21 protein-coding genes are annotated in these 26090 nt (G+C 72.9%); 9 read left to right on the top strand and 12 right to left on the bottom strand.

Annotated elements, in window-relative coordinates; translation table 11 throughout:
• Positions 1 to 2 precede the first annotated feature (2 nt).
• The 8 genes from ftsW to rsmH form a co-directional block, all read right to left on the bottom strand.
• Entirely contained in the window at positions 3 to 1355 is a 1353-nt protein-coding gene (gene ftsW, locus ABT296_RS13940; protein ID WP_351926725.1) for a putative lipid II flippase FtsW, read from the bottom strand.
• Positions 1356 to 1463: 108 nt separating this feature from the next.
• Positions 1464 to 2888 (bottom strand): UDP-N-acetylmuramoyl-L-alanine--D-glutamate ligase, encoded by a 1425-nt coding sequence (gene murD, locus ABT296_RS13935; RefSeq protein ID WP_351926723.1) that lies wholly within the window; start codon positions 2886 to 2888, stop codon positions 1464 to 1466.
• A complete protein-coding gene (gene mraY / locus ABT296_RS13930; RefSeq protein ID WP_351926721.1) occupies positions 2870 to 3943 on the bottom strand; it encodes a phospho-N-acetylmuramoyl-pentapeptide-transferase in 1074 nt (357 codons plus the stop codon). Before mraY ends, murD begins: the two co-directional genes overlap by 19 nt.
• Positions 3940 to 5346, bottom strand: coding sequence for a UDP-N-acetylmuramoyl-tripeptide--D-alanyl-D-alanine ligase (locus ABT296_RS13925; protein WP_351926719.1), 1407 nt, complete (start codon positions 5344 to 5346; stop codon positions 3940 to 3942). Before ABT296_RS13925 ends, mraY begins: the two co-directional genes overlap by 4 nt.
• Positions 5347 to 5350: 4 nt before the next feature.
• Entirely contained in the window at positions 5351 to 6871 is a 1521-nt protein-coding gene (locus ABT296_RS13920; RefSeq protein ID WP_351927035.1) for a UDP-N-acetylmuramoyl-L-alanyl-D-glutamate--2,6-diaminopimelate ligase, read from the bottom strand.
• A 163-nt stretch (positions 6872 to 7034) separates the two neighbouring features.
• Entirely contained in the window at positions 7035 to 8990 is a 1956-nt protein-coding gene (locus ABT296_RS13915; protein ID WP_351926717.1) for a peptidoglycan D,D-transpeptidase FtsI family protein, read from the bottom strand.
• 7 nt (positions 8991 to 8997) lie between these two features.
• On the bottom strand, positions 8998 to 9453 hold the full coding sequence (ftsL, locus tag ABT296_RS13910; protein ID WP_351926715.1) for a cell division protein FtsL: 456 nt from the start codon (positions 9451 to 9453) through the stop codon (positions 8998 to 9000).
• 30 nt (positions 9454 to 9483) lie between these two features.
• Positions 9484 to 10440 (bottom strand): 16S rRNA (cytosine(1402)-N(4))-methyltransferase RsmH, encoded by a 957-nt coding sequence (gene rsmH / locus ABT296_RS13905; protein WP_351926713.1) that lies wholly within the window; start codon positions 10438 to 10440, stop codon positions 9484 to 9486.
• Positions 10441 to 10862: 422 nt separating this feature from the next.
• On the opposite strand from rsmH, the gene ABT296_RS13900 reads away from it, so the two are divergent.
• The 4 genes from ABT296_RS13900 to ABT296_RS13885 all read left to right on the top strand — a co-directional run bounded on the left by ABT296_RS13900 (position 10863) and on the right by ABT296_RS13885 (position 16407).
• Entirely contained in the window at positions 10863 to 11411 is a 549-nt protein-coding gene (locus ABT296_RS13900) for a beta-class carbonic anhydrase (protein WP_351926712.1), read from the top strand.
• Positions 11412 to 11648: 237 nt separating this feature from the next.
• Positions 11649 to 12677, top strand: a complete 1029-nt coding sequence (locus tag ABT296_RS13895) for an AAA family ATPase (protein ID WP_351926711.1) — start codon at positions 11649 to 11651, stop codon at positions 12675 to 12677.
• Positions 12677 to 14032 carry a DUF58 domain-containing protein gene (locus tag ABT296_RS13890; protein ID WP_351926709.1) on the top strand — a complete coding sequence of 452 codons (1356 nt, stop codon included), beginning with the start codon at positions 12677 to 12679 and terminating at the stop codon, positions 14030 to 14032. The genes ABT296_RS13895 and ABT296_RS13890 overlap by 1 nt, the downstream gene beginning before the upstream one ends.
• Positions 14029 to 16407: a transglutaminase TgpA family protein gene (locus tag ABT296_RS13885; protein ID WP_351926707.1), complete on the top strand. Its 2379-nt coding sequence runs from the start codon at positions 14029 to 14031 to the stop codon at positions 16405 to 16407. The genes ABT296_RS13890 and ABT296_RS13885 overlap by 4 nt, the downstream gene beginning before the upstream one ends.
• 164 nt (positions 16408 to 16571) lie before the next feature.
• Here the strand turns inward: ABT296_RS13885 and ABT296_RS13880 are convergent, their stop codons facing one another.
• The 3 genes from ABT296_RS13880 to ABT296_RS13870 form a co-directional block, all read right to left on the bottom strand.
• On the bottom strand, positions 16572 to 16964 hold the full coding sequence (locus ABT296_RS13880; protein WP_351926705.1) for an SCO2097 family morphological protein: 393 nt from the start codon (positions 16962 to 16964) through the stop codon (positions 16572 to 16574).
• 275 nt (positions 16965 to 17239) lie between these two features.
• On the bottom strand, positions 17240 to 18067 hold the full coding sequence (locus tag ABT296_RS13875; RefSeq protein WP_351926703.1) for a methyltransferase: 828 nt from the start codon (positions 18065 to 18067) through the stop codon (positions 17240 to 17242).
• 145 nt (positions 18068 to 18212) lie between these two features.
• On the bottom strand, positions 18213 to 18812 hold the full coding sequence (locus ABT296_RS13870; protein WP_351926701.1) for an SAV_6107 family HEPN domain-containing protein: 600 nt from the start codon (positions 18810 to 18812) through the stop codon (positions 18213 to 18215).
• A gap of 160 nt (positions 18813 to 18972) precedes the next feature.
• Here ABT296_RS13870 and ABT296_RS13865 point away from each other — a divergent pair, with 160 nt between their 5' ends.
• From ABT296_RS13865 to ABT296_RS13845, 5 genes are all read left to right on the top strand, one after another.
• Positions 18973 to 19806 carry an ATP-binding cassette domain-containing protein gene (locus ABT296_RS13865; RefSeq protein WP_351926699.1) on the top strand — a complete coding sequence of 278 codons (834 nt, stop codon included), beginning with the start codon at positions 18973 to 18975 and terminating at the stop codon, positions 19804 to 19806.
• Positions 19778 to 21862 (top strand): YhgE/Pip family protein, encoded by a 2085-nt coding sequence (locus ABT296_RS13860; protein WP_351926697.1) that lies wholly within the window; start codon positions 19778 to 19780, stop codon positions 21860 to 21862. The genes ABT296_RS13865 and ABT296_RS13860 overlap by 29 nt, the downstream gene beginning before the upstream one ends.
• 23 nt (positions 21863 to 21885) lie before the next feature.
• The gene (locus tag ABT296_RS13855) at positions 21886 to 22515 is read left to right on the top strand and encodes a TetR/AcrR family transcriptional regulator (protein WP_351926695.1); all 630 of its coding nucleotides are present in this window, start codon (positions 21886 to 21888) and stop codon (positions 22513 to 22515) included.
• A gap of 378 nt (positions 22516 to 22893) precedes the next feature.
• Positions 22894 to 23520, top strand: a complete 627-nt coding sequence (locus ABT296_RS13850) for a DUF4126 domain-containing protein (protein ID WP_351926693.1) — start codon at positions 22894 to 22896, stop codon at positions 23518 to 23520.
• Positions 23521 to 23550: 30 nt separating this feature from the next.
• Entirely contained in the window at positions 23551 to 25062 is a 1512-nt protein-coding gene (locus tag ABT296_RS13845; RefSeq protein ID WP_351926691.1) for a phytoene desaturase family protein, read from the top strand.
• Between the two features lie 34 nt (positions 25063 to 25096).
• Here ABT296_RS13845 and ABT296_RS13840 read toward each other — a convergent pair whose 3' ends face one another.
• The gene (locus ABT296_RS13840) at positions 25097 to 26038 is read right to left on the bottom strand and encodes an SCO2102 family sporulation regulator (protein WP_351926690.1); all 942 of its coding nucleotides are present in this window, start codon (positions 26036 to 26038) and stop codon (positions 25097 to 25099) included.
• Positions 26039 to 26090 lie beyond the last annotated feature (52 nt).

Here is a 26090-nt window from a genome sequence, read left to right as displayed (position 1 = left end):
ATTCACCGCTCTCCGGACGGACGCGCCACCGAGGCGCGCCGTCGCATCGTGTTCCATCTCCGCGGCCCCTGTGGACCCCCGGCACCCCGCTTTCTACCAAAGCGAGGTTGCCGCATCGCAAGCGCCGCCCGCGCACCGGGTTCCTCGCGCGCGAAGGCGATCAGCAACCCGATGGCGAACATGGTCGGCAGCAGGGCGGACCCACCGTAGGAGAACAGCGGGAGGGGGACGCCGGCGATCGGCAGCAGGCCGAGCACCGCACCGATGTTGATCACCGCCTGAGCGGTGACCCAGGTGGTCACACCTCCCGCGGCATACCTCACGAACGGGTCCTCCGTACGTCCGGCCACGCGGATACCCGCATAGCCTAGAGCCGCGAACAGGGCGAGTACCGACAGCGTCCCCGCCAGGCCCAGTTCCTCACCGGTGACGGCGAAGATGAAGTCGGTGTGGGCTTCGGGCAGTTGTCCCCATTTCTCCACACTCGCGCCGAGCCCGGAGCCGAAGATCCCCCCGGACGCGAGGGCGTAGATGCCGTGCACCGCCTGCCAGCAACTGTCCCCCGGGCCGGGGTCGGTGGCGCCGATGCACTGCAGGCGTGCCATCCGGTTGGGGCTGGTCTTGATGAGCAGCAGCCCGATCAGGGCGGCGATCGACAGCACGCCCACGAAGAGCCGCGTCGGGGCGCCCGCCAGCCACAGCAGGCCGAACAGGATCGCGGTGAGGATGATCGCCGTACCCATGTCGCCGCCGAGCATGATCAGGCCGAGCAGCATGAAGGCGACCGGGACGAGCGGCACCAGCATGTGCTTCCACTGGGCCAGCAGCTTCTTGTCCTGTTTGCGGGCGAGCAGGTCGGCGCCCCACAGCACCAGGGCGAGCTTGCCGAACTCGCTGGGCTGGAGCTGGAAGGGGCCGCCGACGGAGATCCAGTTCTGGTTGCCGTTGACCGACATCCCTATCCCCGGCACCTGCACCAGCGCCATCAGGAAGACGGCGCCCGCCAGGATCGGGTAGGCGAGCGCGCGGTGCAGCTTGACCGGCATCCGCGAGGCGGCGAGGAGCAGTCCGGCGCCCAGGGCCGCGGCCAGCAGTTGCTTGCGGAAGAAGTACGAGCCGGGCAGCGACATCTGCAGCGCCTTGATCTGGGAGGCCGAGTAGACCATCACCAGCCCCAGCACGGTGATCAGCAGGCTGCCGCCGAGGATCAGGTAGTAGGCGGTCAGCGGCCGGTCCCAGGCCTTCCTGGCACGGGTGTGGAGCCGCTGGAGGGGGTTCTGGCGCCGCGGTCCCGGGGCGGCGGGCCGCCGGACGGCCCGCTGGACCGGAGGGCGGCCCGTACGGCTACTGGACATCACCGGCTCCTCGTACGCATCCGCCGAACCCGCGCCCCATCCGAGTCACCCCGTCCTCCTGGGGTCCCCGGGCACCCCAGGCGCTGCCGTGGTGGCCGAGACCCGCCGTCAGGCGTCGGCACCGAGTTCGCGGACGGCCTCCGCGAACGCGTCACCGCGCTTGTTGTAGTTGGCGAACATGTCCATCGAGGCACAGGCCGGGGCCAGCAGCACCGTGTCGCCTGCGGTCGCGAGCCGCTGGGCCTCCTGGACAGCCGCGAGCATCGCCCCAGTGTCGGTCCGGTCAAGGTCCACGACGGGTACTTCCGGGGCGTGTCGCGTGAGGGCTTCGCGGATCAGCGCCCGGTCGGCGCCGATGAGGACGACACCGCGGAGCCGGGCGGCCGACTTGGCGACGATCTCGTCGAAGGTGGCTCCCTTGGCCAGCCCGCCGGCGATCCACACGATCGACTCGTAGGCCGCCAACGAGGCTTCCGCGGCATGGGTGTTGGTGGCCTTGGAGTCGTCCACGTACGCGACCCCGGCCACGTCCGCGACGTGGGCGATGCGGTGGGCGTCCGGGGTGAAGGCGCGCAGGCCGTCGCGGACGGCCCTGGCGGGCACGCCGAAGGCGCGCGCCAGGGCGGCGGCGGCAAGGGCGTTGGCGATGTTGTGCGGGGCCGGCGGGTTGACGTCGCAGACCTCGGCCAGCTCCTGGGCGTTCTTGTGCCGGTTCTCCACGAAGGCGCGGTCGACCAGGATGCCCTCGACGACGCCGAGTTGGGAGGGCCCCGGGGTGCCGAGGGTGAAGCCGACGGCGCGGCAGCCCTCCTCCACGTCGGCCTCGCGCACCAGGTCCTCGGTCGCCTTGTCCGCGGCGTTGTAGACGCAGGCGACCCGATTGCCCTCGTAGACGCGGCCCTTGTCGGCGGCGTACGCCTCCATGGAGCCGTGCCAGTCGAGGTGGTCGGGGGCGAGGTTGAGGACGGCCGCGGAGTGGGCGCGCAGCGAGGGCGCCCAGTGCAGCTGGTAGCTGGAGAGTTCGACGGCGAGGACGTCGTACTCCTCGTCGCCGAGGACCGCGTCGAGCAGGGAGACGCCGATGTTGCCGACGGCGGCGGTGCGCAGTCCGGCCGCGGTCAGGATGGAGGTGAGCATCTGGACCGTGGTGGTCTTGCCGTTGGTGCCGGTGACCGCGAGCCAGGGCGCGGCGTCGGGGCCGCGCAGCCGCCAGGCCAGTTCGACGTCGCCCCAGATCTCCAGGCCGGCCGCGCGGGCCGCCTCGAAGAGCGGCTTGTCGGGCTTCCAGCCGGGCGCGGTGACGACGAGTTCGGTGCCCTCCGGCAGGGTCGCGCCGTCCCCGAGCCGCACGGTGACGCCCAGCGCCTCCAGTTCCGCGGCCTGCGCGCGGGCGCGGGCGTCGTCGCCGTCGTTGACGACGGTGACCCGGGCGCCCAGGCCGTGCAGCACCTTGGCCGCGGGGATACCGGAGACGCCGAGCCCGGCGACGGTGACGTGCTTGCCCTGCCAGTGCGTCACTTGTCCGCTGCCCATCCCGCGTAGAAGAGACCGAGGCCGACGATCACGCAGATGCCCTGGATGATCCAGAAGCGGACCACCACGAGCACCTCGGACCAGCCCTTGAGTTCGAAGTGGTGCTGGAGCGGCGCCATTCGGAAGACGCGCTTTCCGGTGAGCCGGAAGGAGCCGACCTGGATGACCACCGACATGGTGATCAGGACGAACAGGCCGCCCATGATGGCGACGAGCAGCTCCGTGCGGGAGAGGATGGCCAGACCGGTCAGGACGCCGCCGAGGGCGAGCGAGCCGGTGTCACCCATGAAGATCTTGGCCGGCGACGTGTTCCACCACAGGAAGCCGAGGCAGGCGCCCATCAGCGCGGAGGCGACGACCGCGAGGTCGAGCGGGTCGCGGACCTCGTAGCAGGCGCCGGGGTTGGTCAGGGTGCCCGCGTTGGCGCAGGACTCCTGGAACTGCCAGACGCCGATGAAGGTGTAGGCGCCGAAGACGAGGACCGAGGCGCCGGTGGCGAGGCCGTCCAGACCGTCCGTGAGGTTCACGCCGTTGGACATGGCCAGGATCATGAAGAGCGCCCAGAGCACGAACAGCACCGGGCCGATGGACCAGCCGAAGTCGGTGATGAACGACAGCTTGGTGGAGGCCGGGGTGTTGCCGCGGGCGTCGGCGAACTGCAGCGAGAGCACCGCGAAGGCGATACCGACGATCAGCTGGCCCGCCATCTTGGCCTTGGCCCGCAGACCGAGCGAGCGCCGCTTGACGATCTTGATGTAGTCGTCGAGGAAGCCGACCAGGCCCATGCCGATCATCAGGCCCAGCACCAGGATGCCGGAGTAGGTCGGCGGCTTGCCCGTGATGATCTTCGACAGGAAGTACGCGGCGACCGTGGCCAGGATGAAGGCGATGCCGCCCATGGTCGGCGTGCCGCGCTTGCTGGCGTGCTCGCGCGGGCCGTCGTCCCGGATGTACTGGCCGTAGCCCTTGCGGGCGAGCAGCTTGATCAGCAGCGGGGTGCCGATCAGGGTGAGGAAGAGGCCAATGACGCCCGCGAAGAGGATCTGGTTCATCATCGGGCGGCAACCTCACCCTCGGCACCGGTCTCGACGAGCGCCTGCGCCACGCTCTCGAGGCCGACCGAACGGGACGCCTTCACGAGTACGACATCCCCCGGGCGCAACTCGCTGCGCAACAGGTCGACCGCCGCCTGTGCGTCGGACACGTGCACCGACTCCTCACCCCACGAACCCTCGTTATATGCGCCCAGTTGCAGCCAGGACGCTTCCCTGCCCCCGACCGCGACGAGCTTGCCGACATTGAGCCGGACGGCGAGCCGTCCGACCGCGTCGTGCTCGGCGAGCGCCTCGTCCCCGAGCTCGGCCATCTTGCCGAGCACCGCCCACGTACGACGTCCCTTGCCCATCGCCGCGAGCGCGCGCAGGGCGGCTCGCATGGACTCGGGGTTCGCGTTGTAGGCGTCGTTGACGACCGTCACGCCGTCCGGGCGCTCGGTGACCTCCATCCGCCAGCGGGAGAGGGAGCCCGCCTCGGAGAGGGCGGTGGCGATCTCTTCCGCGGACATGCCCAGCTGGTGGGCGACGGCGGCCGCGGCGAGCGCGTTCGACACGTGGTGCTCACCGTACAGGCGCATGGTCACTTCGCTTGCACCGGAGGGTGTGTGAAGCATGAAGGAAGGCTGTCCGCTGTCCGTGAGTCGCACGTTCTCGGCACGTACGTCCGCTTCGCCGGACTCTCCGAAAAGGAGCACCTTCGCCTTCGTCCGGGAGGCCATGGCCCGTACCAGCGGGTCGTCCGCGTTGAGGATCGCGGCGCCGTCCTCGGGGAGGGCCTCGACGAGTTCGCCCTTGGCCTCGGCGATCTGCTCACGGCCGCCGAACTCGCCGATGTGGGCGGTGCCGACGTTGAGCACCAGGCCGACCTTCGGCGGCGTGAGCCCGGTGAGGTAGCGGATGTGGCCGATGCCGCGGGCGCCCATCTCCAGGACGAGGAACCTCGTCTCCTCGGTGGCGCTCAGCGCGGTGAGCGGCAGCCCGATCTCGTTGTTGAGCGAGCCGGGCGTGAACACCGTCGGCGCCTTGCGCCGGAGCACCTGGGCGATCAGGTCCTTGGTGCTGGTCTTGCCCGCGGACCCGGTGAGCGCCACCAGGGTCGTGCCGAGCCGTCCGACGACGTGCCGGGCGAGGGCGCCGAGCGCGGTCTGGACGTCGTCCACGACGATCGCGGGCACGCCGACGGGCCGGGAGGCCAGCACGGCCGCCGCGCCCGCCTCGACGACCGCCGCCGCGTAGTCGTGGCCGTCGACCCGCTCGCCGACGAAGGCGACGAACAGGCTGCCCGGCACCACCTCGCGGGAGTCCCGGACGACGGGTCCGGTGACCTGCGCCGACGGATCCGGTATGTCGTACGTCTGCCCGCCGACGACTGCTGCGATCTCGGCGAGGGAGAGGGCGATCACAAGTTCATCCCTGGGTCTTCTGGATAGCTTCGCGAAGCACCTGGCGGTCGTCGAAGGGACGGACCACCCCGGCGATGTCCTGGCCCTGCTCGTGGCCCTTGCCGGCGACCAGCACGGTGTCCCCGGGCCGGGCCCGGGCGACGGCGGCGGCGATGGCGGCGGCCCGGTCCTCGAAGACCTGGACCTCGCCGCGCTCGTGCTGGGGCACCGAGGCCGCGCCCTGGAGCATCGCCGCGAGGATCGCGAGGGGGTCCTCGGAGCGGGGGTTGTCGGAGGTCAGTACGGCCGTGTCGGCGAGCCGGGCCGCGGCGGCGCCCATCGGGCCGCGCTTGGTGGTGTCCCGGTCGCCGCCGCAGCCGAGCACGATGTGCAGGCTGCCCTCGGTGACCTTGCGCAGGGCGCGCAGCACCGATTCGACGGCGTCGGTCTTGTGGGCGTAGTCGACGACCGCGAGGTAGGGCTGGCCCGCGTCCACCCGCTCCAGCCGGCCCGGCACCCCGGGAACGGCGGCGACGCCGTCGGCGGCGGCCTGCGGGTCGAGGCCCGCGACGGCCAGGGCGGCGACGGAGGCGAGGGTGTTGGCGACGTTGAAGGGGCCGGCCAGCGGTGAACGGGCCTCGATCCGCTCGCCCTTCGGGCCGACCGCGGTGAACGTCGAGTCCATGGGCCCGACCCGGACGTCCTCGGCACGCCAGTCGGCGTCCGGGTGTCCTTCGGCGGAGAAGGTGACCACGGGGACCGTGGCCTCCTTGGCGAGCCGGCGGCCGTACTCGTCGTCGAGGTTGACCACCCCGAGCCGGCTGCGCTCGGGCGTGAACAGCTGCGCCTTGGCCCGGAAGTAGTCCTCCATGTCGGAGTGGAACTCCATGTGTTCCGGGCTGAGGTTGTTGAAGACGGCGATGTCGAAGACGCAGCCGTCGACCCGGCCGAGGACCAGGGCGTGACTGGAGACCTCCATGGCGACCGCGTCGACCCCGCGCTCGCGCATGACGGCGAACAGGGCCTGGAGGTCGGTGGCCTCGGGGGTGGTGCGTTCGGACTTGATGCGCTCGTCGCCGATGCGCATCTCGACCGTGCCGATCAGTCCCGTCGAGCGGACGGTCCTGAGTCCGCCCTCGACGAGATAGGCGGTGGTGGTCTTGCCGGAGGTGCCGGTGATGCCGATCTGGAGCAGGTCGCGGCCGGGGTGGCCGTAGATCGTGGCCGCCAGTTCGCCCATCCGCCCGCGCGGATCGTCCACCACCAGCACGGGCAGGCCCGTGGCGGTGGCGCGTGCGGCGCCGGTGGGGTCGGTGAGCACGGCGACCGCGCCGAGGCCGGCGGCCTGGGTGACGAAGTCGGCGCCGTGCAGCCGGGCTCCCGGCAGGGCGGCGTACAGGTCGCCGGGGCGGACGGCGCGCGAGTCGTGGGTGATGCCCGTGACCTCCGCGTCCTGGTCCGGCCGCGCGGCACCCAGTTGTCCGGCGAGCTCCGCGAGGGATGTGGCGGAGACCTGGACCGGCCTGGGCGGCCCGGGATATGTCACGGGTGCGCCCTTCTGGGTGGTTCGGGACTGATCAGCGTGTGGCACGGCGGTGAGCGTACCGGGCCCACCCGCCTCGGAGCGAAGCGAGGCGGCGGGCGTCGAGTGGTTCCCGGGGTCGGGGGTGTTCGTTGTCACGAGGTGGTTCCTGGCTGCTCGGTACTGGTCAGGGCGTGAAGGTGACCGGGAGCTTGGCGGCCGGGGCCCCGGTCGGCGGTACCTGGAGGGTCTTCAGTGCGAACTCCATGACCTTCTTGTAGACGGGCCCGCAGATCTGGCCGCCGAAGTAGCTGCCCTCGGTGGCGTTCTGGATGGCGCAGTAGACGGTGATCCGGGGCTGGTCGGCGGGGGCGAATCCGGCGAACGAGGAGGTGTAGCCGCGGTACTTGCCGGTGGCCGGATCCACGCGGTTGGCCGTACCCGTCTTGCCCGCGACCCGGTAGCCGGGGATGCGCGCCTTGGTGCCGGTGCCCTCCCTGTCGTCGACGACCGACTCCAGCATCCTGGCGAGGGTCTTCGCCGTCTTCGCGCTGACGACCCTGGACTTCTCGGGCTTCGGGGCGGGGGTGAACCGCCCGTCGGCGCCCTGGGTACCGCGCACCAGGGTGGGCTCGATCCGGACGCCGCCGTTGGCGATCGTCGAGTAGACCGAGGCGGCCTGCACCGCGTTGATGGAGACGCCCTGGCCGAAAGGGATCGTGTACTGCTGGGAGGTCGACCACTGGTCCGGCGGGGCGAGGATGCCCTTGGTCTCGCCGGGGAAGCCGAGGCCGGTGTGGCTGCCGAGGCCGAACTTGCGCAGGTAGGAGTAGAGGACCTTGTTGGACTCCCGCTGCGTCTTGCCGAGCTGTCCGGTGGCCAGGATGGTGCCGATGTTGCTGGACTTGGCGAGCACCCCGTTGAGCGTGAGGTACCAGGTGGGGTGGTCGATGTCGTCCCGGAAGAGCCGGTCGCCGCGGTGCAGCCGGTTGGGGACGACGACATGGGTGTCGGGGGCGGCCACGCCCTCCTCCAGTACGGCGGCCATCGACATCACCTTGGCCGTGGAGCCGGGCTCGTAGGCGTCCTCCAGGCTCCAGTTGTGCAGGGTGGAGGCGTCGGCCTCGGAGAGGTCGTTGGGGTCGAAGCCGGGCGAGTTGGCCATGGCGAGGATCTCGCCGGTCCTGGTGTCCTGGACGATCACATAGCCGCGGTCGGCCTCGGACTCGCGCACCTGGTCGCTGATGGCGTTCTGCGCGGCCCACTGGATGTCGCGGTCGATGGTGAGCTCGACGTCGCTGCCGGGCACGGCGGGGGTCTCGGTGGAGCCCGCGGTGGGGACCTGGCGGCCGCCGGACTGGGCGTAGCGGATCTTGCCGTCCTCGCCGGCCAGTTCCTCCTCCAGCTGGCTCTCGATCCCGCCGCCGCCCTTGCCGTCGTAGTTGACCCAGCCCAGTATCCCGGCGGCGAGGTCGCCGTTGGGGTACACGCGTTTGCTGCTGGCCACCGAGAAGACGCCCGCGAGGACGTTGGGGCTGCCCGGGTCGGTCTCGGTCTGGGTGGCGAGGGTGCTCTTGAGGTCCTTGATCTGCTTCCAGACCTGCGGGGTCTGGCGGCGCGAGAGGAGCACGTACTGGCCCTTGGCCCTGAGCTTCTTGGTGAGGACTGCCTGGTCCTGGCCGAGGATCGGGGCGAGCAGGGCGGCGGCCTGTTCCGGGCCGTCGGCGGTCTTGAGGGCCTTGCGCGTGAACATCGTGGGGTCGGCGGTGATGTCGTAGGCGTCCACGCTGGCGGCCAGGGCGACGCCGTTGCGGTCGGTGATCCCGCCCCGCTCGGCGGCGAGGGTGTAGCCGACGTAGCGGTTCCTCTCGGCCTTCGCCGCGTAGGTGCTCGCGTCGACGGCCTGGACCTGGAGCAGCCGTACGGTGAAGGCGATCAGGACCAGCGTCAGCGCCAGGCCCACCATGCGCAGCCGGGGGCGGGGGCTGCCGAGGCGGAGCGCCTGCGGGGCGGCCGGCCTCGGCGGGGTCGGCCGGCGGGCGGGGCGTGCTCCGGGGCCGGGGGTGCGCCGGTTCGCGGGGCGGTCGGGCCGTGCGGGGCCGGGGACCCGGCGGCGCGGCGGTTGTTTGCCTGAGTCGGCCACTCTTCCGTCACCTGCCGGGGGTCGTGGGGGTCGGGGGCGGGGTGGTGAACGCCTCGGGGGCCAGGACCAGCGGTTTCACCCCGGTCTGCCGGGCCGCGGCGGGGGCGGGCGAGGGGACGCCCTTGACCCTGCCGTCGGGGTCGAGGAAGGCGGGGTCGCCGCCGGGCACCATGCCGAGTTCGCGGGCCCGGCGCTGGAGGGCGTCGGGGGCGGAGTAGGCGTCGACGTCCCGCTGGAGCCCTTGTTCCTCGTCGGTGAGGCTCTTGGTCTCGCGCTGGAGGTCGTCGAGCCGGAACGCGCCCTCGCTCAGGGCGGAGTTCAGCACCAGCAGCCCGATCAGACCGCCGCCGAGCAGCAGCACGACGAGCAGGACGAAGGGGGTGCGGGCGGCCTGGGCCCGGCCGGCCGGGAAGAGCCGCGCGAGCCGGGCCGCCCTCCCCTTCAGTTCGGGTCCCCTACTCACTGGGCCTCCCGGGAGCACGGCTCACCTGGCTCATTGGACGGACTCCCTGATGCGTTCGGCGCCGCGCAGCCGGGCCGGTGCCGCGCGCCGGTTCTCGGCGACCTCTTCCTCGGTGGGAAGTTCGGCACCGCGCGTGAGCAGCTTGAGCCGGGGCTGGTACTGCTCGGGGACGACCGGCAGGCCGGGCGGCGCGGTGGTGGCGGCGCCGGCCGCGAACACCTGCTTGACCAGCCGGTCCTCCAGCGAGTGGTACGACAGCACGGCGATGCGTCCGCCCACCCCGAGGACCTGTACGGCGCCGGGGATCGCCCGCTCCAGCACGGACAGCTCGCCGTTGACCTCGATGCGCAGCGCCTGGAAGGTGCGCTTGGCGGGGTTGCCGCCGGTGCGCTTGGCGGCCTGCGGCAGCGCGTCCCGGATCAGCTCCACCAGCCGCGCGCTGTTGGTGAACGGCTCCTTCTCGCGCTCGCGCACCACGGCGGAGACGATCCGCTTGGCCTGCTTCTCCTCGCCGTAGGCGCGCAGGATCCGCACGAGTTCGCCCGCGGGGTAGGTGTTGAGGACCTCGGCGGCGCTGATGCCGGTCGTCTGGTCCATGCGCATGTCCAGGGGGGCGTCCTGGGCGTAGGCGAAGCCCCGGTCGGCCTCGTCGAGCTGCATGGAGGAGACCCCGAGGTCGAACAGGACGCCCTGCACGCGCGCGATGCCGAGCCGGTCCAGCACCTCGGGCAGTTCGTCGTAGACGGCGTGCACCAGGGTGGCGCGGTCGCCGTAGGGGGCGAGCCGCTCTCCGGACAGGCGCAGGGCCTCCTTGTCCCGGTCCAGGGCGACGAGCCGGGCCTCGGGGAACTGCTGGAGGAGGGCCTCGCTGTGGCCGCCGAGCCCGAGGGTGCAGTCGACGACGAGCGCGCCGGGGGCCTGGAGGGCGGGGGCCAACATGTCCAGGCACCGCTGGAGCATCACCGGGACGTGTCGACTCTGGCTCAAGGGGCCCTCTCAGGTCCGGCGGGCGGTACGCACCGCCGGGTCCCCGCCCTTCCCCGGTGGAGGGGGGCCTGCCGGCGCCGGGGAGCGTCAGCCGGCCGGGAGCGGGAGGAGGCCGAGCCGTACGTACGCGCCGCGCACGTGGGGAGATCCCCGGCGGGCGCGCCGGGTCCTACGGGAAGTTCAGTCCAGCGGGGAGGGCTCGCCTCCCGCTTCGCGTCACTTTAGTCCACCGTGTCTCGCGGTCAATCAACCGGCCTGCGCGTCGCGCCCCGGGGTCGGAACGAAGCCGTTCGACGGGCGAATTCACTCCTACAGGGGCACTCGCACCACCCTTGTGGGTTAGCTCACAACAGAGCTCAATGACGTTCTTTGTCCCCTCTCACAGCGGGACGGGACCATGGGTGACCAGTACCGTCATAGGTATGACGACTTCTGCATCGGTTCCCACAGGTCCCCAGGGCGCGCTGGCCGATGGCGGCACGGTCACCGACCGTCTCGTCGAGGCGAACGGTCAGTACGCCGCCGCGTTCACCGACCCCGGCATGGACGCCCGTCCCGTGCTCCGCGTGGCGGTGGTGGCCTGTATGGACGCCCGCCTCGACCTGCACGCCGCGCTCGGCCTGGAGCTCGGCGACTGCCACACCATCCGCAACGCGGGCGGCGTGGTCACCGACGACGTGATCCGCTCCCTCACCATCAGCCAGCGCGCGCTCGGCACCCGCAGCGTGGCGCTGATCCACCACACCGGCTGCGGTCTGGAGTCCCTCACCGAGGAGTTCCGGCACGACCTGGAGATGGAGGTCGGCCAGCGCCCCTCCTGGGCGGTGGAGTCCTTCCGGGACGTCGACCAGGACGTCCGGCAGTCCATGCAGCGCGTGCGGACCTCGCCGTTCCTGGTGAGCACCGACGACGTCCGGGGCTTCGTCTTCGACGTGAAGACGGGCCTGCTGCGCGAGATCGACCCCGCGTAACCTCCCGTCGAAGCTGTCGTTTCGCTGTTGATTTCCGCCTCTGGACTGCCCAAAAGCCAGTAAAACCTGACATATCGCAGGCAGTTGTCCACAGGCGAGTGACACGAAACGGTAACGGCAGCAAGAATGCGGGTGTGACGTCACACGGAACATTCCCTGTGTGGTGTCCGTGTTTCGGGGTGGGCCGGTCCGCAACGCAGAGCGTCGGCCCGGAAAGAACGGGCCGAGGAGGGCCGGGTGACGACCTATGACGATCGAGCGAGCCTCACTGATCTGACCGCCACTGTGGAGCGTGTCCGCAGTTCGGTGGAGGGAGTGATCGAGGGCAAGCCCGAGGTCGTACGGCTCTCGCTGACCGTGCTGCTCGCCGAGGGGCATCTTCTGATCGAGGATGTCCCCGGCGTGGGCAAGACGATGCTGGCCAAGGCGCTGGCACGGTCGATCGACTGCTCGGTGCGGCGAATCCAGTTCACTCCCGACCTGCTGCCCTCGGACATCACCGGGGTGTCCATCTGGGACCAGCAGAGCCGGGACTTCGAGTTCAAACCGGGCGCGATCTTCGCCCAGATCGTGATCGGCGACGAGATCAACCGCGCCTCGCCCAAGACCCAGTCCGCGCTGCTGGAGTCCATGGAGGAGCGCCAGGTCACCATCGACGGGCAGAGCTACGAGCTGCCCAGCCCCTTCATGGTGGTGGCCACCCAGAACCCGGTCGAGATGGAGGGCACCTACCCGCTGCCCGAGGCCCAGCGCGACCGCTTCATGGCCCGCGTCTCCATCGGCTACCCCAGCCCGGAGGCCGAGCTGCAGATGCTGGACATCCACGGCGGGGTCAACCCCCTGGACGACCTCCAGCCGGTGGCCCACGCGCACGACATCGTGAAACTGGTCGACGCCGTCCGCGGGGTCCACGTCGCCGAGCCGGTCCGCCGCTACGCCGTGGACCTGGTCGCCGCCACCCGCAACCACCCCGACCTCAGACTCGGCGCCTCCCCGCGCGCGACGCTGCACCTGCTGCGCGCGGCGAAGGCGTCCGCCGCGCTGAGCGGCCGGGAGTACGCCCTGCCGGACGACGTGCAGGCGCTCGCCGTGGCCGTCCTCGCCCACCGGCTGCTGCCCACCGCCCAGGCCCAGCTCAACCGCCGCACCTCGGAGCAGGTCGTGCAGGAGATCCTGCAGCGCACCCCGGTGCCCTCGGCCGACCGGCAGAACGGCCTCGGCCGCGGCGCCCCGGCCTATCCCCAGCAGCCGCCGCGGAGGCTGTGATGAGCACCGGGGGGACGGGGCAGGCGGAGGCCGACCGGGGGGAGCAGGGCGGCCTGCGGACCGCGCTGTCCGGTCTGACCACCCGGGGACGCTCCTTCCTGGCCGCCGGGGTGGCGGCCGCGATCTGCGCGTACGTCCTCGGGCAGAGCGACCTGCTGCGGGTCGGGCTGCTGCTCGCGGTGCTGCCGCTGGTCTGCGCGACCGTGCTCTACCGCACCCGCTACCGGGTGGCCGGCAGCCGCCGGCTCTCCCCCGCGCGCGTGCCGGCCGGCAGCGAGGCCCGGGTCCATCTGCGGATGGACAACGTCTCGCGGCTGCCCACCGGGCTGCTGATGCTCCAGGACCGGGTGCCCTACGTGCTCGGCCCGCGCCCCCGCTTCGTCCTGGACCGGGTGGAGGCGGGCGGCCGCCGCGAGGTGTCCTACCGGGTCCGCTCCGACCTGCGCGGCCGCTACCCGCTGGGCCCGCTCCAGCTGCGGCTGAGCGACCCCTTCGGCATGTGCGAGCTGACCCGCTCCTTCTCCGCCCACGACACCCTGACGGTGATCCCGCGCGTGGAGCCGCTGCCCCCGGTCCGCCTCAGCGGCGAGGCCAAGGGGTACGGCGACGGACGCCAGCGCTCGCTGGCGCTGGCCGGCGAGGACGACGTGATCCCGCGCGGCTACCGCCACGGGGACGACCTGCGCCGGGTGCACTGGCGCTCCACGGCCCGCTACGGCGAGCTGATGGTGCGCCGCGAGGAGCAGCCGCAGCGGGCCCGCTGCACGGTGCTGCTGGACACCCGGGGCCCGGCCTTCGAGGGCGCCGGCCCGGACTCGGCCTTCGAGTGGGCGGTGTCGGGGGCCGCCTCGGTGCTGGTGCACATGCTGGAGCGGGGCTTCTCGGTGCGGCTGCTGACCGACACCGGCAGCTCGGTGCCCGGGGAGGGCGCCGACGGGTTCGCCGGCGCCAACCAGGAGTCGGCGGACGCGGCCGGGCTGATGATGGACACCCTCGCGGTGATCGACCACTCCGACGGCACCGGCCTGTCCCTGGCCTACGACGTCCTGCGCGGGGGCAACGAGGGGCTGCTGGTGGCGTTCTTCGGCGACCTCGACGAGGAGCAGACCGCGGTGGCCGCCAGGATGCGCCAGCGCAGCGGGGGCGCCCTCGCCTTCGTGCTGGACAGCGGGACCTGGGTGCGGGAACCGGGCGGGGCGTCGGACGAGAGCGAGGAGCGGCTGCGGATGCTGCGCGAGGCCGGCTGGACGGCGGTGGGCGTTCCGCGGGGCGCCTCGCTGGAGGAGCTGTGGCGCCGGGCGGACCGCGACCGCGCGGGCGTCGTCACGGCGGGCGGCGGGGAGGGACGGTCATGAACGGGCGGGCACGACTGGCGCTGAGCGCCGCGGTGGCGACCCTGGCCGCGTCCTGCGCCCTGCTGCCCCTGGTCGACCAGCCGAGCTGGCTCTTCCAGGCGCTGCTGCTGCTGGCCGTGCAGACCGGCGTCGGCATGGCGGCCCGCCGGATCCCGCTGGCCCGGGCGCTGACCGTCACCGCGCAGGCCCTGGTCACGCTGATGCTGCTGACCCTGCTCTTCACCCGCGACCAGGCCCTCTTCGGCCTGGTGCCGGGCCCCGAGGCCGTCGCGCGCTTCGGCGACCTGCTCCAGACGGGCACCGAGGACGTCGGGCGCTACGCCATCCCGGCGCCGCTGTCGGAGGGCATCCGGCTGCTGCTCGTCGGCGGCGTGCTGGTGATCGGGCTCGCGGTGGACACCCTCGCGGTGACCTTCCGCAGCGCGGCCCCCGCCGGACTGCCGCTGCTCGCCCTGTACTCGGTCGCCGCGGGACTCTCCGACGGCGCCGGGGACTGGGTGTGGTTCCTGGTCGCGGCGGCCGGCTATCTGATGCTGCTGCTGGCCGAGGGCCGCGACCGGCTCTCGCAGTGGGGCCGGGTCTTCGGCGCCGCGCCACGCGTCCCGGGCGCGGAGAACACCGGGGCGGTGGCGCCGGTGCGCAGCGGGCGGCGGATCGGTGTGGTCGCGCTGGGCATCGCCCTGGTGGTGCCGATCGGGCTGCCCGCGATGAACGGCGGCCTGCTGGACGGCGCCGGCACCGGAGTGGGCTCCGGGTCCGGGGGCGGCGGCACGATCTCCGCGGTGAACCCGCTGGTGTCCCTGCGCGACAGCCTGAACGTGGACGAGGACCGCCAGGTCCTCTCCCTGCGCACCACCACCGACGACCTGTCCGACATGTATCTGCGGATCGTGTCCCTGGACGACTTCGACGGCACCACCTGGAAGCCGTCCAAGCGGAACATCACCTCGGTGCCGGACGAGTTCCCCACCCCCATCGGCCTGAGCCCCGACATCAAGCGCACGGAGGTCAGGACCAGGATCTCGGCGGCGAACTGGTACGCCCAGGACTGGCTGCCGATGCCCTACCCGCCTAGCGGCGTCGACATCCGGGGCAACTGGCGCTACGAACCGCTCGGCATGACCCTCGTCGGCGACCACGGCCAGAACACCCGGGGCATGACGTACACGGTGGAGAGCCTGGACGTACAGCCGACGGCGGAGCAGCTGGCCGACGCCCCGGCGCCCTCGGCCGCGATCCTCCGCGAGTTCACCGAGCTGCCGTCGTCACTGCCGGAGGAGGTCGCCCGCACCGCGCGGGAGGTCACCGCGGGCACGGACAACCCCTACGAGCAGGCGGTCGCGCTCCAGGAGTGGTTCGCCGTCAGCGGCGGCTTCCAGTACGACACCGACGTCCAGGTCGGCAGCGGCTCCTCGGCGATCGTCAGGTTCCTGCGGGACAAGCAGGGCTTCTGCGTCCACTTCTCCTTCTCGATGGCGGCGATGGCGCGCTCGCTGGGCATACCCGCCCGGGTGGCGGTCGGCTTCGCGCCGGGCACCCCGCAGGGCGACAAGTCGGTGTCGGTGGGGCTGAGGGATGCCCACGCCTGGCCCGAGCTGTACTTCGAGGGCGCCGGCTGGACCCGCTTCGAGCCGACCCCGACCCGGGGCTCGGTGCCCACGTACACGCAGCCGGACGTGTCGGGCGAGGCACTGCCGGACGTGGCACGGCCGACCCAGCGGGAGAGCGAGGCGCCGAGCGCCGCGCCCTCGCAGAGCCAGAGCTGCGCGGCGGGCAATCCGGAGCTGTGCGCGAGCGAGTCCCCGCAGGCGGCCCTGGCCGCGGGCGGTGACGGACCGAAGTGGTACGCCCTGCTGGCCTGGTCCCTGGCCGGACTGGCGGTGCTGCTGCTCCCGCTGGCGCCGCTGCTGTGGCGGCTGCGCACCCGGGCCGTCCGGCTCGGTGCGCACGGCCGGAGCGAGGCGGAGGCGGCACCGCACACCCTGGCGGTCTGGCAGGAGCTGACCGACACGGCGTGGGACTTCGGGATCGCGCCGGACGAGTCGCAGACCCCGCGCAAGGCGGCGGCCCGGATCGTCCGGCTCGGCCATCTGGACCCGGAGGCCGCGGCCGCGGTGCACAGGGTGGCCGACGCCGTGGAGCAGGTGCTCTACGCCCCGACTCCGCGCCCGACGGCGGGCCTCGCCCAGGACGTCCGCACCGTGGTCGCCGCGCTGCGGGCCTCGCTCAGCCGGGGCACCCGGCTTCGAGCGGTGTTCATGCCGCGTTCGACCGTTCGTGTGGTCTGGGCGGTCTCGGACTGGTGGACCGGGGTCAAGGCACGGCTCTTTGCGGCCCGGCCGGCGTTGCGCAGGCCGTCCCGGCAACAGGGCTGAGAGCGGACGGACGGCAGGGGCCCGGGCGGGTGACACCGCCCGGGCCCCTGCCGCGTACGGCGCCCCGCGTCGGCGATCGCCCGGCCGGTGGAAGGCGTGCGTGAGGGGGCGACCACCTCACGGTGGTCGCCCCCTCACGTAAGTGTGGAGCTGTTGCGGTTGCGCTACTGACCCTGCTCGTCGCGGCGCCGCTGCCAGCGCTGCTCGATCCGGTCCATCATGGAGCGCTTCGTACGACCCTGACGGCCGGCCTGCTGACCACCCGCGGCGGGCTGTTCGCCCGGCTTGGGGGCCTTGCGCCAACCGGTCACGGCGAGTACCGCACAGCCGAGCATGACGAGGAATCCCACCACGCTGAGCCAGACCTGCTTGGCGACCATTCCAGCCATGAGGAGCGCGATACCCACGAGGAAGCCGGCCACCGCCTGGTACACCCGTCGACGGGTGTACGTGCGCAGCCCGCTTCCCTCAAGCGCTGTCGCGAACTTGGGATCTTCGGCGTACAGCGCTCGCTCCATCTGCTCGAGCATGCGCTGCTCGTGCTCCGAGAGCGGCACGGAGTCCTCCTCATCGTGCAGTCGCCGGGGCGACCCGGGGGGTCCCTTCAGGATAGGCAGGGAATCGCCCCCGTGAAACCCGCCCCTCTACGCCAATTGGCAACCGGGATCCGCCATGAGGTCCCGGCCCGCTGAAGTCTGCATTCCCCAGCGGCCGACCCGTCATGCCGGGCGGTCTCCCTCGATCATACGGCGCTGAGCGCGGTATCGGGGGGCCTGTGGCGTACTCCATGTGCAGCCAAGTCCCTGATCAGCGCCGCACCCCGGGAGGTGACTCAGGCCCCGGCGGTCCCCCGCGTCTCGCCGAGCACATGGAGCTGGGTGGCCACGGCGTGGAAGGCGGGCAGTTCGGCGGCGGCCTCCTCCAGCTTCAGGAGGGCCTCCAGGGCGCCGGGCTCGGTGTCCACCAGGACGCCGGGCACGAGGTCGGCGAAGACCCGCACGCCGTGCACGGCGCCGACCGCGAGGCCCGCTCCCTCGACGAGCCCGGTGAGCTGCTCGGCGGTGAACCGGTGCGGCACGGGGTCGCCGGCGCCCCAGCGGCCGTTCGGGTCCTCCAGGGCCTGCTTGGCCTCCTTGAAGTGGCCGGCGAGGGCGCGGGCCAGCACGGCGCCGCCGAGGCCGGCGGCGAGCAGGCTGAGGACGCCCTGGGGGCGCAGGGCGGCGACGGCGTTGCGGACGCCCTCGGCCGGGTCGTCGACGTACTCCAGGACGCCGTGGCACAGCACCGCGTCGTAGCCGCCGCGCTCGACCACGTCGAACAGGCCGTGGGCGTCGCCCTGGACGCCCTGGACGCGGTCGGCGACCTCGGCCTCGGCGGCCCGCCGCTCCAGCGCGAAGAGCGCGTTGGGGCTCGGGTCGACCACGGTGACCCGGTGGCCGAGGCGGGCGACCTGCACGGCGAACTTGCCACTGCCGCCGCCCGCGTCGAGCACGTCCAGCGCCTCCCGGCCGGTGGCCTTGACCTGACGGTCGAGGGCGTCCTTGAGGACCTCCCAGACCACGGCGGTACGGAGGGAGGCGCGCGGGCGGAGGGGGTCGGAGCCCGGTGACGTCGTCCGGGGGTGACGGTGGGCGACGGGCGGGCGCATCGGGTCCGACACGGCTGTTGACTCCTCGGCGCGGCACCGCCTCGAGGCACGGGCGGAGCGAACGGGGTGCCGTCCGGCCCGGAGGACCGGAACGGGACGGCTTCAGGCGGGTCCCACCCTATTGCCTCCCTCGCCGGGCCAGGTCATCGCGGTGCCGTCAGCCCGCGTCCGGGAAGTCCTGGTCCGGGCCCTCCCGGACGCCCGGCCCCGCCCTGTCGTCCCCCGCTCCCCCGTCCGCCGGGTCGCCGTCCCGGCGGGGCTGGGGCAGCACCGGCTGGAGGACCAGCATCCGCTCGACGAGGCGCAGGAACATCGCCACGTCGCGTATGAGGTCGTCGGCGTCGCGGTGGCTGGCCGCGCCCCGGATGCCGGCCTCGGCCCGGGCGCGCCTGCGGGCGCCGGAGGCGAACAGGGCGCTCCATTCGGTCAGCTCGGGCGCTATCTCGGGGAGCACTTCCCAGGCGCTCCGGATGCGGGCCCGGCGTCGGGTGGTGGGTTCGGGGCGGCCGCGCGCGGCCAGGACGGCCGCCGCGGTGCGCAGGGCGGCGAGGTGGGCGGTTGCGTAGCGCTCGTTCGACGTCTCCAGCACGGCGGCCTCGTCCAGTCCGGCGCGGGCCTGGGCGAGCAGGTCCAGGGCGGCGGGCGGGGCCGTGGCCCGGCGGAGCACGGGGTGCACGTCGCTCGCCGGTCCGGTCAGTGAGGGGGCAGGGCCGGTGGCGCGGCGCCGACGGGCGGCGGCTGCGGGGTAGCTGGCCATGACGAACCTCCTGTCGTCTGTGTGACGGCACGGGTGCCGTATGTGTCCATCGTGCGGTATGGCACTGACAATCCGTTCTGACCTGGTCTTTTGCTTCGATCGGGAGTTCGGGTTAGTTTTTGCACTGACCAGTCAGTTCAAAAAAGGGGATGGGGGAGCCGTGGCCGGAGTCGGCGTCACGGCCCGGGGGCTCGGCCTCGAAGGACCCCGCGGATGGGCGTTCCGCGGGGTCTCCTTCGAGGCGGAACCGGGTGCACTGATCGCGGTGGAGGGACCGTCCGGATCCGGGCGTACGTGTCTGCTGCTCGCGCTCACCGGACGGATGAGGCCCACCGAGGGCTCGGCGACGGTCGGCGGGGCCGCCATCCCCAGGCGGCTCGCGGCGGCGCGGCGGGTCGGGGCCCTCGCGCACGTCCCCGGGGTCACGGACCTCGACCCGTCCCTCACCGTCGGCGAGCACCTGCGCGAGCGGGCCCTGCTCCAGCGGCGGTTCGGGGGCTCGCTGCGGGGGCTGCTGCGTCCGCGCGCGGAGCGGGTGGCGTGGACCCGGGGGCGGATCGAGCGCGCGCTGGCCGCCGCCGGGCTCGACCGGGACGCCCTGCCCAAGGGGTCCCGGACGGCCGTACGGGATCTGGAGCGGGTGGAGGAGCTGCGGCTGTCGGTGGCGCTGGCGCTGATCGGCGAACCGGGTCTGCTCGGCGTGGACGACACCGACCTCAAGCTCTCCGGCACCGAGCGGGCCGAGGTCTGGGCGCTGCTGCGCTCGATCGCGGCGGCCGGCACGACCGTGGTGGCGGTGTGCAGCGAGGCGCCGGAGGGGGCTGTGGCGGTGTCCACGGCGGGCCACGACGGGGCCTCGGACGCCGACGGCGTCGCGCCCCCCGAGGACGCCGACGCGGACTCCGAGAAGGCCGCCGCGGACTCCCCCCGGGTTGCCGACGACAATGCGAAGGAGGGCGGCGCCGATGCGTTCGCCGAGACTGGCCGCGCTTGAGATCCGGCGCTTCGGCCGGGGAAGGCTGCCGCGCGCCGCGATGGTCGCGCTGCTGGTGCTGCCCCTGCTGTACGGCGCCCTGTACCTGTGGTCGTTCTGGGATCCGTACAGCAGGCTGGACCGCATCCCCGTGGCGCTGGTCAACGACGACCGGGGTGCGCGGGCGGACGGCGAGCGGATCGCGGCGGGCGACGACATCGTGCGGGGCCTGCACGAGAGCGAGGTCTTCGACTGGCACGAGGTGAGCGCGGACGAGGCGCGCGCGGGCGTGGAGGACGGCCGGTACTACCTGTCGCTGACCATGCCGGCCGACTTCAGCGAGCGGATCGCCTCCAGCTCGGGCGACTCCCCCGAGACGGGCGCGCTCCGGGTGCGCACCAACGACGCCAACAACTACATCGTCGGGCAGATCTCCCGGACCGTGTTCGCGGAGGTGCGCGACGCCGCGTCCACGAAGGCCTCGCGGTCCTTCCTCGACCGGATCTTCATCTCCTTCTCCGACATCCACGGCGCGACGGTCGACGCCGCCGAGGGCGCCGACCGGCTGGAGAGCGGCATCGGCAAGGCGGAGAAGGGCTCGCGGGACCTCGCCGACGGGCTGAAGGACGCCAAGGCGGGCAGCGGCAGGCTGGCCAAGGGGCTGAAGAAGCTCGACAAGGGCGCGGGCGACCTCCAGGACGGCTCCGAGAAGGTCGCCGAGGGAACGGGGAAGCTCGCGGAGAAGGCCAACGAGGTGGCCGGGAAGGTCGGCCCGTTCCTGGAGAAGAACGAGAAGACGATCGGGGACACCGCCCAGCTGGTCGCCGACGCCTCGGGCACGATCCGCGAGAACCTCGACGCCCTGGAGGAGCGGGCGCCCGCCGCCGCCGAGGACGCCCGTGAGGCGTCCGCCGACCTCGCCCGTGTCCACAGGGCCCGCTGCGAGGACGCCGCCCTGCCCGATCCCGCCTGCGCCGAACTGAAGACGGCCAAGGACGCCGCCGCGGTGGTGGCCGGCGTCGCCGCCGACGTGGACACGCTGGTCACCGGCCAGGCGGGCAACCTGGAGAAGCTCGACAAGGATCTGGCCACCCTGCAGGAGCAGGCCCAGGCCCTCGCCGACCGGGCACCCCGCCTCTCCGAGGACCTCGACGACGCCGTGACAAAGATCAACGACCTGAACGAGGGCGCCGGCAAGGTCGCCGCCGGGGCGAGGAAGCTCCACACCGGGCTCGGCACGGCCTCCACGGGCGCCACCGACCTCGACGAGGGCGTCGGCGACCTCAAGACCGGCGCCAAGGACCTCAAGGCGGGCCTGTACAAGCTCGTCGACGGCTCGGGGGAGCTCTCGACCGGACTGCACGACGGCGCCGAGCGGATCCCCGACTACGACCGCCGGGACCGCGACGAGCGCACCGAGGTGATGTCGGACCCGGTGCGGCTCGTCGCCGAGGACCTGCACAAGGCACCCAACTACGGCACCGGGTTCGCCCCGTACTTCATCCCGCTGTCGCTGTGGGTGGGCGCCATGGTGGCGTACATGCTGATCGCGCCGATGAACCGGCGGGCCCTCGCGGCGGGCGCCCCGGCCTGGCGGATCGCGCTGGCCGGCTGGCTGCCGGTGGTGGCGATCGGCGTGCTCCAGACGGTGGCCCTGATGTCGGTGCTGCACTGGGCGGTCGGCCTGCAGATGGCCCGCGCGGCCGGCACGGTCGGCTTCCTGTTCCTGGTGACGGCGTGCTTCGCCTCGCTCGTGCAGTGGCTGAACGCGCGCTTCGGGGCGGCCGGACGGATCCTCGTGCTGGCGCTGCTGATGCTCCAGCTGACCTCGGCCGGCGGCACCTACCCCGTGCAGACCAGCCCCGGCTTCTTCAACGCCCTGCACCCCTTCCTGCCGATGAGCTACGTCGTGGAGGCGCTCAGGCGGCTCATCACGGGCGGCGGCCTGGGACCGGTCTGGCAGGCGTGCGCCGTGCTCGTCGCGTTCACCGCGGGCGCCCTGGCGCTGACCGCGCTGTCGGCGCGCCGCCGTCAGGTGTGGACGCTCGACCGGCTGCACCCGGAGCTGACCCTGTGAGCGGGCGCGGGACAATCATGGCCATGGAAAGCAGCAGCGCCGCGTCGGGCGGCAGCACCCGCCGTGAGGCCACCCGGCAGAAGCTCTACGAGGCCGCCGTCACGCTCATCGCCGAGCAGGGCTTCTCGGCCACCACGGTGGACGAGATCGCCGAGCGTGCCGGGGTCGCGAAGGGCACCGTCTACTACAACTTCGCGAGCAAGTCGGTCCTCTTCGAGGAGCTGCTGCGGCACGGCGTGGGCCTGCTCACCGCCTCCCTGAAGGACGCGGCCGAGCGCACCGACCGCACGGGCGGCAGCAGGGTGGACGCGCTGGACGCGATGATCCGCGCGGGCCTCGGCTTCATCTCCGCCTACCCGGCCTTCACCCAGCTGTACGTGGCCGAGCTGTGGCGCACCAACCGGGCCTGGCAGTCCACCCTGATGGTGGTCCGGCAGGACGTCGTGGCGGTGGTGGAGGACGTGCTGCGCGAGGGCGTGGCGAACGGCGAGTTCAGCGACGAGATCGACATCCCGCTGACGGCCGCCGCACTGGTCGGCATGGTCCTGGTGGCCGCCCTGGACTGGCAGTCGTTCCAGCCGGAGCGCTCCCTGGACGATGTGCACGCGGCCCTGTCGAGGCTGCTCCAGGGACGGGTGAGCGGCCGGGGCTGACCCCGCGGGCACACATGAAGGAAGCGCCGGTCCGTCACGGCCCGTCCCCCGACAGGCCGCCGACGCACCGGCGCTTCCTTCGTGCTCCCCCGTTCCCCGTCCCCCGTTCCCCCGTACGGTTCCCCCGTCCGGTCGTTCCCCCGTGCCTCGCTTCCGCCGACGCCCGGGCCGGCGGAAGGAGCGGATCCGGGGCCGCTCCGTTCCGGCGCCCCGTGTCGCCGGTGCCGGAGCCGGTCCCTTCTCCGTGCCTCCACTCTCTCGTCCGCACGGGTCGGCCCCCATCCGCGCGCGTACTCAACTCACCGTCTAGGTACGCGTACTCAGTCCTGGGTGCCGAACCCCACCCGGGGCGCCCGCCCACTGGTTACGATCGCGTCCGTGTCGGTACTCCCCCTCGTCTTCACGAGCGGCTGGGCCAGCGGCATCAACGCCTACGCGGTGGTGCTGCTGCTCGGCGTGTTCGGCGCGACCGGGCTGAGCGACGAGGTCCCCGAGTCCCTTCAGCACCCCGAGGTGCTGATCGCGGCGGGCGTGCTGTTCCTGTGCGAGGCGGTCGCCGACAAGATCCCCTACGTCGACTCGGCGTGGGACTCCGTGCACACCCTGATCCGGCCGGCCGCCGGGGCCTGGGTGGGCGCGGCGCTCGCGGGGCAGAGCGGCTCGCTGTCGGACGTGGCCGCCGGTCTGGTCGGCGGCACCTCGGCGCTGGCCAGCCACGCGGTGAAGGCCGGGACGCGGATGGCGGTCAACACCTCGCCCGAGCCGTTCAGCAACGTGGTGGTGAGCCTGGCCGAGGATCTCGGGGTCGCCGGGATCGTCACCTTCGCGATGTTCAACCCCGAGGCGGCGGCGGTCATCGCCGGCCTGCTGCTCCTGGCCGGCCTCGGCATACTTCTCTTCCTCGCCTCAGCGATCCGGCGGTTCCTGCGGCGCAGGGCCCAGCGGCGCGAGGAGCGCCGGCTGGCCGGCCGCATCGACGAGGGGCCCGGACCTCCGCCGCGGTGACGGTCGGTGGCGGCGGATAAAGTCCCTGGCATGGCACGGATTGCGGTGATCGGCGCCGGGACGGGCGCGCTGGCGGCCGCCGCCCGGCTGGCCGTCGCGGGCCACCGGGTGGCGGTGTACGAGCGTACGGAGACGTACGGCGGCGCGGTGCGCCGTCTGGAGCGGGACGGTTTCCGCTTCGACACCGGTCCCGGGCTGCTGACCCTGCCCGCGGTCTGGCGCGACCTGTTCGTCAAGACCGGCCGGGAGCCGCTGGAGGACCGCGTCGACCTGGTCCAGGTCGATCCGTCGTCCCGGCACCTCTTCGCCGACGGCACCTCGGTCGCGCTGCCCAACGCCTCGCGCGCTGGGGTCGTCGCCGCGCTGGACGAGGCGCTCGGCGCGGGCGCGGGCGCCCGCTGGGGCGACTTCCTGGTCCGGGCCCGCGAGGCGTGGGACCGCGCCCGCAGACCGCTCCTGGAGGAGCCCCTGTGGCCCAACTGGGAGGTGCTGGCCGGGCGGGAGCCCTATCCCGCGGTGCCGCACAAGCGCCTGCTGCGTACCCGCAGGGCCGGCACCCTCGCCGAGGTCGGCGCCTGGGAGCTGCGCGACCCACGGCTGGCCGCGCTGCTGGAGAGCCACGCCCTCGGGTACGGGCTGGACCCCGAGAGCGCCCCGGCGGGCGCGGCCGTCCTGCCGTACATGGAGCACGCGTTCGGCACCTGGTACGTCCGGGGCGGGATGCGGGAGCTGGCCCGCGCGGTGTACGAGCGCTGCCTGGACCGGAAGGTCGACTTTCACTTCGGTGCCGGGGTGACCGGGGTGCTGGAGAAGGACGGCCGGGCGGCGGGCCTCGAACTCGCCGACGGCACCGTGGCGGAGGCGGACCTGGTGGTCGGCACCGGACCCTGGCGGCTGGGCGGGCTGACCCACGGCCGGGCGCTGTACGGCACGGCGGACGTCGAACCCCGGCCGGAGTTCCTGTCCGGCGGCCGGGTCGTGGTCTGTCTGGCGCTGCGCGGCGCCCGGGACCCCGGTGCCGCGCACCGGACGGTGGTGCACACCCCGGACCGGCGCGGCGAACTGGACGCCCTCGGGACCGCCGAGCCGCCCGCGCGGCCGACGGTCCGGGTGGACCGCCCCGACGATCCGGCCCTGTGGCCCGACGCGGAGCACGAGTCGGTGGTCCTGACGGCCACGGTGCCGGCGCTGACGGCCTACGACTGGACCGCCCCGGGAGTCGCCGACGCCTTCGCCGACCGGATGACCGAGGCCGCCGAGCGGGCGGTCCCGGACCTGCGCGAGCGGACGCTGTGGCGGGAGGTCCGTACCCCGGCGCACACCGCGGCGGAGACCGGTGCCGAGGGCGGGGCCGTGCCGCCGCCCGCGCTGGCCGCGGCGGAGGGCACCTTCCTGTACCCGGCCAACAGCACCCGGATGCCGGGGCTGTTCACGGTCGGCGGCTGGTCGCACCCCGGTGGCGGGCTCGCCCACGCGGGCATGTCCGGCGCGCTGGTCGCCGGACTGATCGTGGAGGGACCGGACTTCCGGGGCTCACAGTGAGGGCTTCCGAGGCCCCCACCAGGCTCCTCGGGTCTCAGAACCGGTACTGCTGCTCGTCGTAGCCGCCCTGCTGCCCCTGCCCCTGGCCGCCCTGGTACGGGTACTGCTGCTCCGGCGGGAGTTCGCCGCCGTAGGCGTCGTCGGTGCTGCGCTGCTGCGGGACCCACACACCGCTGGCCGGGGTCTCGCCGCCGTAGGTGCCGGCCGCGTACTGGTCCTGGCCGTAGCCCTGCTGACCGTACTGCTGGCCGTACCCGGCGTCGTAGGAGCCGCCGTCGTAGGTCTGGGTGCCGATGTAGGGGTCGGAGTAGGCGGCGTACTGCTGCTGGCCGGTCGTGTCGTAGCCGTACTGCTGCTGGTCGTACCCGGTGTAGCCGTCGTAGCCGTAGGTCTGGTCCGCGCCCTGGGCGGCCGCCGCGTACTGGTCCTGGGGCTGGGCCGCCGCCGCGTAGGAGGGGTCGGGGGTGGCGCCGTAGATGCCGTAGGAGCCGGTGTCCTCGGGCATGGGCTGCGGCTCGTAGACCGCGGTGCTCTCGGCGGCGGGGTTCGCCGGCGTGAAGACGTCGTCGCGGTCGTAGGAGTCGTCGTCGGCGTAGTCGGCGCCCGTGCGGCGGCCGTAGGAGTCGTCGTCGTAGCGGCCCTCGCCCGCTTCGAGGTCGGAGACCTCCAGCGTGGGCTCCTGGCGGTCCGGCTCGTCACGGCGCTTGCCGCCGCCGAGCGCCGGGGCGTTCACCGCCCAGCCGGAGGCGAACCCGCGGCGGAACGACAGCGTCACGTAGGTCTGGCCGATCGCGAAGGCGGCCGCGCCCAGACCTATGACGATCACCGACGGGATCAGCACGCCGAGCACGACGCCCAGGAAGCCGCCGAAGGCCAGCAGCCGCCAGCGCAGGCGCGCCTTGTACTGCAGCAGCACCTCGCCCAGCAGCCACAGCGCGACGACGCCGAACGCGACATAGAGGACCGTCCAGCCCATGTACGCCCCTCTCCCAGTGACCGTTACGCAGTGTGTCGTACAGCGGTGCGGC

It is taken from the genome of Streptomyces sp. NPDC000983, from assembly GCF_040299205.1.
Classification (GTDB): Bacteria; Actinomycetota; Actinomycetes; order Streptomycetales; family Streptomycetaceae; genus Streptomyces.
Note: the sequence above shows the minus strand (reverse complement) of the source record. Positions and strands in the feature narration are given on the sequence as shown.

Excerpts from the sequence above, each read along its gene's own strand:
- ftsW (WP_351926725.1), bottom strand. The coding sequence starts at position 1,355 with ATGTCCAGTAGCCGTACGGGCCGCCCTCCGGTCCAGCGGGCCGTCCGG.
- murD (WP_351926723.1), bottom strand. The coding sequence starts at position 2,888 with ATGGGCAGCGGACAAGTGACGCACTGGCAGGGCAAGCACGTCACCGTC.
- mraY (WP_351926721.1), bottom strand. The coding sequence starts at position 3,943 with ATGATGAACCAGATCCTCTTCGCGGGCGTCATTGGCCTCTTCCTCACC.
- ABT296_RS13900 (WP_351926712.1), top strand. The coding sequence starts at position 10,863 with ATGACGACTTCTGCATCGGTTCCCACAGGTCCCCAGGGCGCGCTGGCC.
- ABT296_RS13890 (WP_351926709.1), top strand. The coding sequence starts at position 12,677 with ATGAGCACCGGGGGGACGGGGCAGGCGGAGGCCGACCGGGGGGAGCAG.
- ABT296_RS13885 (WP_351926707.1), top strand. The coding sequence starts at position 14,029 with ATGAACGGGCGGGCACGACTGGCGCTGAGCGCCGCGGTGGCGACCCTG.
- ABT296_RS13870 (WP_351926701.1), bottom strand. The coding sequence starts at position 18,812 with ATGGCCAGCTACCCCGCAGCCGCCGCCCGTCGGCGCCGCGCCACCGGC.
- ABT296_RS13860 (WP_351926697.1), top strand. The coding sequence starts at position 19,778 with ATGCGTTCGCCGAGACTGGCCGCGCTTGAGATCCGGCGCTTCGGCCGG.
- ABT296_RS13855 (WP_351926695.1), top strand. The coding sequence starts at position 21,886 with ATGGAAAGCAGCAGCGCCGCGTCGGGCGGCAGCACCCGCCGTGAGGCC.
- ABT296_RS13845 (WP_351926691.1), top strand. The coding sequence starts at position 23,551 with ATGGCACGGATTGCGGTGATCGGCGCCGGGACGGGCGCGCTGGCGGCC.
- ABT296_RS13840 (WP_351926690.1), bottom strand. The coding sequence starts at position 26,038 with ATGGGCTGGACGGTCCTCTATGTCGCGTTCGGCGTCGTCGCGCTGTGG.